This is a genomic window from Bacillus sp. B1-b2 (assembly GCF_009183415.1).
Lineage (GTDB): Bacteria > Bacillota > Bacilli > Bacillales > Cytobacillaceae > Niallia.
On record NZ_WEHU01000041.1, the window covers coordinates 16482 to 28135 of the forward strand.

General features: G+C 34.5%; 14 protein-coding genes. 5 read left to right on the forward strand and 9 right to left on the reverse strand.

The genetic code is table 11. The annotated features are described in order from the left end of the window. Window positions 1–233: 233 nt before the first annotated feature. The 4 genes from F9279_RS22880 to F9279_RS22895 all read right to left on the reverse strand — a co-directional run bounded on the left by F9279_RS22880 (window position 234) and on the right by F9279_RS22895 (window position 4968). On the reverse strand, window positions 234–1139 hold the full coding sequence (locus F9279_RS22880) for a DMT family transporter (RefSeq protein WP_152116450.1): 906 nt from the start codon (window positions 1137–1139) through the stop codon (window positions 234–236). Between the two features lie 424 nt (window positions 1140–1563). Further along, a complete protein-coding gene (locus F9279_RS22885) occupies window positions 1564–3348 on the reverse strand; it encodes a glycoside hydrolase family 13 protein (protein WP_152116451.1) in 1785 nt (594 codons plus the stop codon). Between the two features lie 118 nt (window positions 3349–3466). Then, window positions 3467–4336 (reverse strand): SDR family oxidoreductase, encoded by an 870-nt coding sequence (locus F9279_RS22890; RefSeq protein WP_152116452.1) that lies wholly within the window; start codon window positions 4334–4336, stop codon window positions 3467–3469. Window positions 4337–4473: 137 nt separating this feature from the next. Continuing rightward, window positions 4474–4968 carry a YajQ family cyclic di-GMP-binding protein gene (locus F9279_RS22895; RefSeq protein ID WP_152116453.1) on the reverse strand — a complete coding sequence of 165 codons (495 nt, stop codon included), beginning with the start codon at window positions 4966–4968 and terminating at the stop codon, window positions 4474–4476. A gap of 187 nt (window positions 4969–5155) precedes the next feature. Here F9279_RS22895 and F9279_RS22900 point away from each other — a divergent pair, with 187 nt between their 5' ends. Then, entirely contained in the window at window positions 5156–6031 is an 876-nt protein-coding gene (locus F9279_RS22900) for a S1 RNA-binding domain-containing protein (protein ID WP_152116454.1), read from the forward strand. A 146-nt stretch (window positions 6032–6177) separates the two neighbouring features. On the opposite strand, the gene F9279_RS22905 is transcribed toward F9279_RS22900, so the two are convergent. Then, window positions 6178–6309 (reverse strand): DUF3941 domain-containing protein, encoded by a 132-nt coding sequence (locus tag F9279_RS22905; protein ID WP_152116455.1) that lies wholly within the window; start codon window positions 6307–6309, stop codon window positions 6178–6180. A 94-nt stretch (window positions 6310–6403) separates the two neighbouring features. Continuing rightward, a complete protein-coding gene (locus F9279_RS22910) occupies window positions 6404–7264 on the reverse strand; it encodes a DegV family protein (RefSeq protein ID WP_152116456.1) in 861 nt (286 codons plus the stop codon). 204 nt (window positions 7265–7468) lie between these two features. On the opposite strand from F9279_RS22910, the gene F9279_RS22915 reads away from it, so the two are divergent. Beyond that, window positions 7469–8293 carry a YitT family protein gene (locus F9279_RS22915; protein ID WP_152116457.1) on the forward strand — a complete coding sequence of 275 codons (825 nt, stop codon included), beginning with the start codon at window positions 7469–7471 and terminating at the stop codon, window positions 8291–8293. Between the two features lie 13 nt (window positions 8294–8306). Beyond that, window positions 8307–8654, forward strand: coding sequence for a hypothetical protein (locus F9279_RS22920; RefSeq protein WP_152116458.1), 348 nt, complete (start codon window positions 8307–8309; stop codon window positions 8652–8654). A 43-nt stretch (window positions 8655–8697) separates the two neighbouring features. On the opposite strand, the gene F9279_RS22925 is transcribed toward F9279_RS22920, so the two are convergent. From F9279_RS22925 to F9279_RS22930, 3 genes are all read right to left on the reverse strand, one after another. Beyond that, entirely contained in the window at window positions 8698–8889 is a 192-nt protein-coding gene (locus F9279_RS22925; RefSeq protein ID WP_152116459.1) for a DUF3813 domain-containing protein, read from the reverse strand. After that, window positions 8889–9041: a hypothetical protein gene (locus tag F9279_RS25405; RefSeq protein WP_193224682.1), complete on the reverse strand. Its 153-nt coding sequence runs from the start codon at window positions 9039–9041 to the stop codon at window positions 8889–8891. Before F9279_RS25405 ends, F9279_RS22925 begins: the two co-directional genes overlap by 1 nt. 151 nt (window positions 9042–9192) lie before the next feature. Further along, window positions 9193–10011, reverse strand: a complete 819-nt coding sequence (locus F9279_RS22930) for a Cof-type HAD-IIB family hydrolase (protein WP_152116460.1) — start codon at window positions 10009–10011, stop codon at window positions 9193–9195. A gap of 291 nt (window positions 10012–10302) precedes the next feature. Here F9279_RS22930 and F9279_RS22935 point away from each other — a divergent pair, with 291 nt between their 5' ends. Both F9279_RS22935 and F9279_RS22940 read left to right on the forward strand, forming a co-directional pair. Then, window positions 10303–11091: an alpha/beta fold hydrolase gene (locus tag F9279_RS22935; RefSeq protein ID WP_152116461.1), complete on the forward strand. Its 789-nt coding sequence runs from the start codon at window positions 10303–10305 to the stop codon at window positions 11089–11091. 97 nt (window positions 11092–11188) lie between these two features. After that, window positions 11189–11497 (forward strand): metal-sulfur cluster assembly factor, encoded by a 309-nt coding sequence (locus F9279_RS22940; RefSeq protein WP_152116462.1) that lies wholly within the window; start codon window positions 11189–11191, stop codon window positions 11495–11497. Window positions 11498–11654: the final 157 nt, after the last annotated feature.

Consider the following 11654-nt stretch of genomic DNA (forward strand, 5'->3'; position numbering starts at 1 on the left):
AAGCGAACCTCTGTAACGGAAATCATCCCCATATTCAGTTAGTTCATTACCTATGCAAGTTCTCGACAAACTAATGCCACCTAAATTATTCGAATTTTAATGGACACAATCTTTTTTTTACAAATTGAAACCTCAGTATGCGCTGAGGTTTCTTTAGAGTATTAAAAGTTTTATTGTTAGAAGAATAATGATTCGGTTATCTGAAAAATTACTTCCTAAAAACAATGTATTGTCTAAACAATTTCTTCTTTAACAATAACGGGTTTTGGTTTTTGTTGTTGGAAGAGAAAGAAGAATACTCCAGCTAATACAAGGATTCCACCGACTATTTGCCAAGGTACTAATTTTTCATTTAATAGGATGACTGCTAATAGAGTAGCTCCAACGGGCTCACCTAGTATACTCATAGATATAGTCGTAGCATTCACATAATTTAATAACCAGTTATTAATAATATGTGAAAGGGTAGGCACGATTGCTAGTAATAAGAAGATTCCCCACTCATTAAGAGAGTACCCAGTAAGTGCCACACCTGCAACAATATTATAGATTGTGAGAACACATGCAGCAAAAAAGAAAACGGTAAATGTATAAATCCAATGGGTCATTTTTTTTATGATATTCTGTCCGATTAATAAGTAACCTACAACGGCAATTACGCTTAAGAAGGAAAGGAAATCTCCTAATAAAGCAGTGTTACTCAACCCAATATCTCCCCATCCAATCATCACTGCTCCTATAATGGCAATGCCCATTGTCATAATAGCTTGAGCAGTTGATCTTTCTCTAAAGAAAAGAAATCCACCTAATAAAGAAACAATTGGTTGTAGTGCTAGAATAATAGTCGAGCTTGCTACGGTTGTAAATTTCAATGAACTAAACCATAAAGCAAAGTGAAGAGCTAGAAATGTCCCAGAGAAAAATAAAAAGGACCAGTCTCGTTTTTGCAGCTTCTTAAAATCATGCTTATGTATAAAAACCATTGGTAACATGAGAAGACATGCTAGCCACATACGATACATACTCAAGATGGTAGCAGGTGCATCAGACCACTTTACAAAAATAGCAGAAAAAGAGATAGCTATAATGGACACTAAAAGAGGAAAACCAATAGATTTTCCTGAAGCTTGCTGATTCAATTAATTCCCTCCAATGTTCAATCAGTAATATATTAGTAAATCATAGTATGATTTATGTAGAGATACAATCCTTTTTACAGAAAAAAGAGAAGAACTTTATTTAAGTCCTTCTCAGCTTGTAGAGAAAGTATATTAGAAAGATCAAATAGAATTTTTATCCAGATGATTGGAGTGGAAGGGGTGAGACTCCTGTGGGATCTGCGAGACAGCTGAGACCCTGCAGGCCAAAGGCAGACCGCGGCTCAGCGCGAGCCCCACGGAAAGCGAACCCCTGTAACGGAAATCATCCCCTTATTCAGTGGATTGATTAAATATACTACTTTATATTCGCACTCTATTACATTGAGGGCTTTCTCGACAGCCTGAGAAGAACTTTAGATTTAAGTCCTTCTTTTTTTAGTTTTAATATTGTCCTTTTATTCATTCATCTCACCTGGACAAATTCATAATTCATATCAAAGTGAAGAATGCTACTCTCAAAAGGGCCAAGGATTACTGCAAGGTCGTCTGATTCGGCTGCATATTCTTCTTCTGTGAGTAAGAGGGAAATCTTTTTACCCCGAAGCGGAAAAGGTAAAAGATATTGTGTTTCTTCTGCACTTTTATTTAGGATAGTAAGGAGAATTTCTCCTTTAGTTTGAGTGAGATATGCTATACAACTGTTAGAGGCTGGTAAGTAACAGAATTCACTATTATTGGTGAACAAAATACTCTGCTTTCTAACTTGAATAAGTCTTTTTATATAAGCTTTTAACTCTAAGTCTTGTTTGTTGTCATCCCAAGGCATGCATTTTCTACAACCAGGATCACTGCCACCACCCAATCCAACTTCATCTCCATAATAAATACAAGGAGAGCCTGGATGAGTAAGCAAAAATGTAAATAAGAGTTTTACTCGTTCTTTGCGATAACTGCATTCATGTAAAATTCTAGGGGTGTCGTGACTACCTAATATATTAAATAATACCTGGTTTATTGGCGTAGGATAAGCATAATAATTAGTTGTCATCTCATTGGTGAATTGCACAGCTGTAATCATATCGTATGCAAAGAACTGTAAGGCTTTTGTTAAAAATGGATAATTCATAGTTGAGTCAAATTGATCTCCGCGAAGCCATGGAAGCGAATCATGCCAAACCTCTCCAAGGATAAACAAGTCGGGTTTTAATTTTTTTACAACGGTTCGAAATTCTCTCCAGAAATCATGATCAATTTCATTTGCTACATCTAATCTCCAACCGTCAATATTACATTCTATAATCCAATGCTTTGCTACATGCAATAGATACTCTTTTACTTCATGATTTGCCGTATTAAATTTAGGCATTTGTTCATAAAAACCGAATGTATCATAGGTTAGATTTTCCTTTTCCTTTAAAGGGAAGTGGTGTATGTGAAACCAATCTTTATAACGAGATGATTCACCATTGTCTATTACATCTTGAAAAGGAGGGAACTCATATCCACAGTGATTAAAAACAGCATCTAGCATGACTCGAATATGCCGTTTATGGCACTCTTCTACTAACTTTTTTACCATTGCTGTATCACCAAATTGAGGATCAATCTGTAAGTAGTCTATAGTATCGTATTTATGATTACTTTTTGCATGAAAAACTGGAGTGAGATAGATACCGTTAATACCTAAATCTTGTAGATAGTCTAAAGCATCTATTATTCCTTGAATATCCCCACCGAAAAAATTATCATAACTCGGTTCCTCTTGTCCCCATGCTATCGTTGCATTCGGATTTAATGAGGAATCTCCATTCCGAAATCTTTCGGGGAAAATTTGATACCAAATAGTTTGATGAACCCAAGATGGTGGAGTGAAAACATCTTTTTTATGTAAATAAGGCATACAAAAATAGAAGCCAGGATTCTCAGGTACAAATGGAAAGAAGCCCTTTTCTGTATAGGTTATATGATCATAGTTAGAGAATAAAGTGAAGCCATAGCGTACTCTTTTTTGGTTAACTAAAGTACCTTGCCAATAATCAAATAAAGAATCATTGCCAACTTTTTTCATTTCTATTCGATGGGTATTCCAGCGATAATCGCTTATTTCATATTGATCTCCATATATTAGCTCTATCTGATCAATATTATCTTTTTTTGTTCGTATACGAATTTGTAGCGTACTTTCATCTAATAAATAACAGTAATTATCTCCACTTCTGTGATAAATAGATGGTAAATCTATGGTCATTTCTCCAACACTCCCTAAAATCTCTATTATTTATTCACTAGTTTTGACAAATTATAGAGATTTTAAAAAGGAAGTAAAAAAAAAGAAGAACGAGCTAATTAACCCGTTCTTCTTCGTATCATCCGTTAACCACATGTCCACCGTTTACATGGATTACTTGTCCTGTAACATAAGAGGAATCTTCACTTGCTAGGTATACATAAGCTGGTGCAAGCTCAGACGGTTGTCCAGCACGCTTAAATGGTGTATCTCCTCCAAATACAGATACTTTCTCGCTATCAAAGGTAGAAGGAATAAGCGGAGTCCATATTGGACCAGGAGCTACTCCGTTCACACGAATTCCTTGTTCGGCAAGTGATTGAGATAAAGATCGTGTAAAGGAAGTAATAGCTCCCTTAGTTGAAGAGTAATCTATTAGCGTTTCATTTCCTTTATAAGCAGTGATAGAAGTTGTATTAATAATAGAATCACCAGTTTGTAGATGTGGTAGAGTAGCTTTTGTTAAATAGAACATAGAAAAAATATTGGTTCTAAATGTTTTTTCAAGCTGTTCTGCTGTAATGTCTAGTAATGACTGCTGCGGATGTTGCTCTGCAGCATTATTCACAAGAATATTCACTTTACCAAACTCTGATATCGTTTGCTCTACGACTTTTTTGCAGAAGGTTTCATCTCCTATATCTCCAGAAATGGTTAAACATTTTAACCCTTCTGCCTCCACCATTTCCTTTGTTTTTTGGGCATCATCATGCTCGTTTAAATAGACAAGCACTACATCTGCCCCTTCTTTTGCATAATAAACTGCTACAGAACGGCCAATACCACTATCTCCACCTGTTATAATGGCTACTTTTCCTTTTAATTTTTCGGATCCCTTATAATTGGGATTTACATCCTTTGGTAGGGGATTCATTTCTGTTTGGATTCCTGGTTGTTGGTTTTGATGTTGAGGGGGAAAGGTTTGTTGTATATTTTGATTTGTACTCATTTAATCCACTCCTTTTGATTTCATGTATGTATGTTATTTTTCCCTATTTCAGTTTCCTAAACGTGGAAAAAATAGGATGGAGTAGGAGAGTGAAGCTGAAAAAAGATGGATCCTGTGTAAGAATCCATCTTTTAATATTATCGATAGTTAACAAATTGTACATCTATGGAGATTTTTGATTCGTCTTTTACAGCTGCAATAATCTTTTGAAGATCATCGCGACTTTTAGCTGTCACTCGAATTTGATCATCTTGTTGCTGACTTTTTATTTTAAGGCCACTGTTTTTAATTAAAGCATTAATGATTTTAGCATTATCTCTGTCAATTCCTTGAACTAATTTAGCTCTTTGGCGTACAGTACCACCAGATGCTCCTTCGATTTTTCCGTAGTCTAGATTTTTAATAGGAATATTACGCTTGAACATTTTGCTAATAAGCACATCTTTTAGTTGTTCTAATTTATACTCATCATCTGAAACAAGAACTAATTCTTCTTTCTCTAATGAAATAGAGCTTTTACTTCCTTTAAAATCATAGCGGTTCTGGATTTCTTTCATAGCAAGTTGAACGGCATTTGTTACTTCCGCAAAATCAACCTTTGACACAATATCAAATGAACTTTCTTTCGACATATATACCCTCCTGAATTATAAGACTTTGCTGTTAGTTAGCTAATCTCATTTCTTTTATGTTTGTATTATAGTAAAATATAGCAGTTGTCACAACTTTGGGCATTGATTAATCAAGTTTAGGGAATAAAATTAGTGAATACTATAGTTGCGAATATAGATGAGTAATGAATAATGAGGAGGAAAAAGAGTGTCATTAAGAGATTATATCGGACAAGTAGAAATTTTAACCGTTGCAAGAATCGCTAGTTTTGGTTACTTTTTAACAATAGAGGAAGAAGGAGAAGATGTGCTTCTTCATTTTACGGAAACTGATCAAGAATTTGAGGTTGGAGATGAAGTAAGGGTATTTATTTATAGTGATAATCAAGGTCGTGCATGTTCAAGTACCCATATACCATCCATTGCAGTTGGAAAATATGATTGGGTAAAGGTAACAGATCGTAAAGAAGGCCTTGGCTGTTTCTTTGATATCGGATTAAAGAAAGACATGCTACTTGGTGAAGATGATTTACCTGTTCATGAAGAAGTATGGCCAGAAGTAGGAGATATGCTATATATTACTTTAAAAGTGGATAATAATAATCTCCTATACGTAAAAGCAGCAACAGATCCAGTAATACAAGAAATGTCTACACAAGCAACAAAAGCGGATTATAACAAAAATATACATGGCTATATTTATCGAACAGCAAAAGTTGGAAGCTGGATTTATTCAGCAGAAGGTTTTAAAGGGTTTATTCATGAAACCGAAAGAGGCAGAGAACCTAGACTTGGCGAAAAAGTAAATGGTCGTATTATTGATGTAAAACCAGATGGAACAATTAATGTTTCCCTGCTACCAAGAAAAGAAGAAGCGCTTGATCAAGACTCTCAAAAAGTAATGGACTATCTTATTCAACGAAATGGGGCAATGCCTTATGGAGATAAGAGTTTACCAGATGAAATTAAAGAGCGCTTTAACTTAAGTAAAGCTTCCTTTAAACGTGCGCTTGGAAGATTGATGAAAGAAAATAAGATTTACCAAGAAGAAGGCTGGACTTATTTGAAAAAGGAAGATAAGTAAGAAGTTGAAAGAATGGGATATGTTCCATTCTTTTTTTTCTCTCAAAAATATTAGAAGGAAAAGCAAGTCACTATGAACAGAAAGAAAAAGAGTAACCCAAAAAATAAAAGACACCCAAAATCAAAATTCTAGGTGTCTTCCTTATATCAAATGTGATCTGTTTTCTTACTATATTGGAACTTTCCGTTTTTACGGTTTTTCTCTCTCATCATATTCTTTTCATGATGAAGGGCATTATTATCTTTTGCTTTTTTATCATTATCAGATGTATGTGGCATTAAAAATACCCCTTTCATTCATAGCAAAATTTATTGTTCCTTAGAACAAGTTTAGTATGAGTGAAAAGGGGATAGATTATTCTAGTTTAAACCACTATGCTTTCCATTGATTTAAGAAAAATATTGCTATTGTTCCTGCACCTGTATGAGATCCAACAGATGCACCAATAGAGGAAATGTACACATCTTTAGGCTGGAATTTATCTAAAATCAATTCCTTCATCTCTAATGCAGTTTCTTCATCATCAGCATGACTAATCGCGATCGTTTGATTTTGTAAAGAATCTCCTCTTTCCTCGATTAGCTCGAGCATTCTTTTCAATAGTTTTTTCTTTCCTCGAATCTTCTCTAATGGCACTAGTTTACCATCCTCCACATGAAGAAGAGGTTTAATGTTAAGAAGACCACCTAAAAATGCAGAAGCTTTAGACACACGTCCGCCTTTTGCTAAATATTCTAGATCCTCTACGGTGAATAGATGTTCCATGTGCTCACAGAAGAAGTGTACAGAAGTGATGGTTTCTTCTAAAGAGACATCTAAGTCACGCAGCTTAACAGCCTCTTGAACCGCTAATCCACAGCCTAAAGAAGCACATTTGCTATCAATAATCGTTAAGTCTAGCTCTGGGTATTCTTCTTTTACTTGCTCATAAATCATCACAGCTGTCTGGTAGGTACCTGAAAGTTGGGAAGAGAAAGCAATGTAGAGCCCTTTCTCCTTATTAATCGCTAAATTCGTAAAAACCTCTTTAAAAGCAGCTGGAGATACCTGAGAGGTTTTAGGCATTTGACCCTTGCGAATGGATTCATAAACAGTAATAGGATCAATCGTTTTTAAATCTTCAAATTCATCTCCATTTATGTTGACTTTAAGAGGTAAAAGAGTCACTTGATGTTCTTGATAGTAAGATAAAGGTAAGTCACAGGCGCTATCTGCGAGAATCTGTACTGTCATAATTATTCAACTTCTTTCTATTTGTTATAAAACTTGTTTATATAAATAAATTTTATGGTATAGTGATGGCTGATATTCCATAAACCACGTAATTATACATGGCTAAAAAAGCCTTTACACAAGTAGTGTATAGAATTTATGGGTAAAAAACAATGAATAGAATAAGAAAGAATAGCAAAAATTAGTATGAATCGGAGGAAAATTATGTATATGTTATTAACGAAAAAGATGATAGTAGTTATATTTGGAGCCTTGCTTAATGCGATTGCTTTAAACTTTTTCTTAATTCCAGCAGATGTTTATGCAAGTGGATTTGCCGGAGTAGCACAGTTAATTGCTGGAGTAACACCATTATCGACAGGTCTCTTATTATTTGTATTAAATGTTCCTGTAGCTATATTAGGTTGGTTTAAGGTAGGAAAAAGCTTTACTTTTTTTAGTTTCTTTAGTGTGGCATGTATGTCTTTTTTTCTAGAAATAATTCCTGTAACCCAGTATTCAGAAGATATCTTATTAAATGCCGTATTTGGTGGTGTAATTGCAGCTGTTGGAGTGGGTATAACGCTTAAATGGGGTGCTTCTACCGGCGGAATGGATATAGTGGCCATGATTCTATCACGAATGCAAGATAGACCAGTAGGTATCTACTTTTTATTATTAAATGGGATCATTATCGTAACAGCAGGTGCTATTTATGGTTGGGAAAAAGCTCTGTATACGTTAGTGAACTTGTATGCAGCAACTCGCGTTATTGATGCTATTCATACTAGACATCAGAAGTTAACGGTCATGATTGTCACGAAAAAAACAGATGAATTAAAAATAGCGATTCATGACAAGTTAGTAAGAGGGATTACCATTTTACCTGCAAGAGGTGCTTTCTCTAATGAATCAAAAGAAATGCTGATGATTGTTATTACGCGATATGAGCTATTTGATTTGAGTAGAGTAATTAATGAGGTAGACCCTGAGGCATTTACAAATGTAGTTCAAACGACTGCAGTACTAGGTTTCTTTAGAAAAGAATAATGGAGGGTTTGAAATGAAAAAATGGGTAGCTGTATTCATTGCTTGTTTCGTTGTTCAATTCCTGTTTGTTGGTACCTATAAAGCACAAGAAAATAATTGGATACAAGGAATCTCTGTTGAAGGACAAAAAGGAGATTATGTGGTTCAAGGGAAAATAACTGGTAATGATCCTGTTTATTATACAGTAGAAGATGGTCATCAGGAGATTATATCTCAGCAAAAACTGTCTATTGTGAATGGTGGTTTCCAACTGAAAATAAAATTAAAAGAAGAACAATTACCGATGAATGGTGCACTAATCATTTATTTTTCTAAAGGAGATAAAGAAACGTATCCAGTAGTACTTGAAAAATTCTCCTGATAGAATAGAAAATCCACAAGGAACATTCCTTGTGGATTTTCTATTAATGAGTTTGAATTTGATCCAACTCTTTTTGAAGGTCAGCTAGTTGATGTTGTTCGGCAATAGTGGTATTAGCATAGGCAGAACTAATCGCAGTCTTTGCTTTTTCCACTAATCCTTCAACATCTCTACCATTAGAAATTCTTGCTACTTCAACTGCTTCTCTTGCTTCCTGAAATAGTCTATTTCCCATTACTCTAATCCTCCATGAGACTGTTTCTCATTTGACATTTTATAGCTTTCGGCTTCTGCATATGTCATATGATAAGGGATACGTTCCGAGTGCTTTGTTACAGAGTCTACACCTTGTTGTACGAAGCGTTTGGATTTATTTCGTTTTCCCATAGTAAGATCCCTCCGAGTGTTAGGTTATTTAAAAAATAGAGCCTAAGAAAGTCAGTAAGGAAAAGCATAGTTTGTATGCAGCAATCTCTTGCTGCTACAAAGATAGTATGGAACAAAATCCTTCTAATTAGTACGGTAATCTTAACCAGAATCAAAGAGCTTTTAGATTTAATGCTTCATTTAAGTAAATGGCAATGCCATCTTCTTCGTTTGTTAATGTAATTTCATCGGCACGGATTTTTAATTCATTAATAGCATTCCCCATAGCAATGCCTCTGCCGGCATATTCAATCATTTCGAAATCGTTATCCTCATCGCCAAATGCAATGATATTTTTTTGTGGAATTTGATAATAATCAGAAACCTTTTGTAAACCAATTGCTTTACTCAGTCCTGATCTAACAATTTCAATTACATGAAAAGGATCTGCCCAACGACGATGATCAATTAAATCTGCATGTACATCAGATAAATGTTCACGAATAGTTTTTACATCCTCTTCTTCTGCGTGAATTAAAATGGAAGTTGGTGGTGCTTCTAAAAATTCCAATAGGTTACCTGTAGTCACCTTTGGATTTCCCATAGAAAAGATATCAATTAATTTCTCATCATGGTAATGGTAATACACCTCATCTATTACTTCAGCGATAATATTGTGGAAAGAATAATTTTGGCATGCTTCTACAATATCACGAGTAGTTTTTATATCAAGTGGTGAATGATACATTCCCCAATCTTTATCTTTTGGATGGTGAATAAAAGCGCCATTAAAGTTAACGATAGGTGTAGTAAGATTAAGCTCATGATAGATTGCTTCACTTGCTCGAAAAGGTCTTCCAGTCGCTATCATTACTTCGTGTCCATGATCCATTGCTTTTTTTATCACTTTTTTTGTAAGTGGAGAAATGGTTTTATCATTTTTTAATAAAGTTCCATCTAGGTCAAGTGCGATTAGGTGTTTTTCTGTCATAGTTTCTCCTTTTGTTTTCGTTTTTGTAAAGTTTTTAGTATGTATGGGCTGAAATTTTCGAAAAATAAGCAGCTTCGTGATACACTTAGATTACTTTGATATATACATATAAAATAGTAGTACACTTTATTCATTAATTCTACTTTCTAATTGTTAAGAAGTATAAATATTCCCGTTACATTTATCCTATAGAAAAAATGATAAGTAGAAATCTATCCATTCTGAAATCCTCGTATTTCATTTTACATTATTTTTACTTTTTTTCAAAAAATCATTAAAGGAGGCCATTGTATGATTGTTATTGAAAAATTATATATAGGGGAGATTGCAGCACTACATATTGTAAATAAGGATAACTATGATCAAAAGCTACCTTATATTCAATTTACACATGGTTTCACAAGTGCAAAGGAACACAACCTGCATTTTGCTTATAACTTAGCAGAGAAAGGCTTTAGAGTTGTTTTACCTGATTGTTTATATCATGGTGAAAGAGATCAACAATTATCTAGTATGGAATTAAATGTTCATTTTTGGGATATTGTCATAAAGACAATTGACGAAATCGCTGAGATAAAGGAATATTTTGATGGTAAAGGTTTGATAGATGACAATAGTATTGGTCTAGTTGGAACGAGCATGGGTGGAATTGTTACACTAGGTGCGATGAGAAAGTATCCTTGGATTCATGCAGCAGTTAGTTTAATGGGAATGCCTTATTATGAAAAGTTTGCAAAATATACAATTGAAGAAGTGCAAAAAAGAGGATACAAATTGCCTCTAACACAGGTGGAAATCGACCAGTTAATAGGTCGCCTAGCACAATTAGATTTATCGAAAGTACCAGAAGCATTAGAAACTAGGCCACTTATGTTTTGGCATGGGAAGAAAGATGAAGTAGTGCCTTACGCCTATTCTCGTCAGTTTTATGAGCAAATTAAGCCATTGTATCAAGAAGCACCAGAAAAATTAATTTATATAACAGAAGAGAATGCAGGACATAAAGTAAGCAGAAAAGCCATGTTAAAAACGGTGGAATGGTTTGAAACACATTTAGAACATGGCTTTGTGAAACTTTAATTATTAATACATTCAGAACGGTTTATTTGTTATGATAGTAGCATGAGGCATTGTCTCTAATTGGAATAAAATAACTTCGGATTGAGGAGTGTTATACATGAATGAAGAATTAAAAGATAGTATTATGGGAGCTTTAGAGCTTGTTATCGACCCTGAGCTTGGAGTGGATATCGTAAATCTAGGCTTGGTATATGATTTAGAATTGCAGGAAGATGGTGTATTGATTGTAACTATGACCCTAACTGCAATGGGCTGTCCTTTAGCAGGTGTCATTGTTGATCAAGTGAAAGCAGCAGTTTCTGATATTCCTGAGGTGAAACAATCAGAAGTAAATATTGTTTGGACACCTGCATGGACAAGAGACAGAATGTCCAGATATGCTAAAATTGCATTAGGTGTTCGTTAATAAAAAATAGATAAGGCCGAGAGAAGCTTAAGTTTAAAATGTACCCTATAAAGTAGACATTAAAAAAAGTCTACCTGTAGGGTACTTTTTTGTATAATTAAGTAACACAAATAGACAGCTAAAGAATGACAACATGGGATTGGAGAAAGCGATGAGT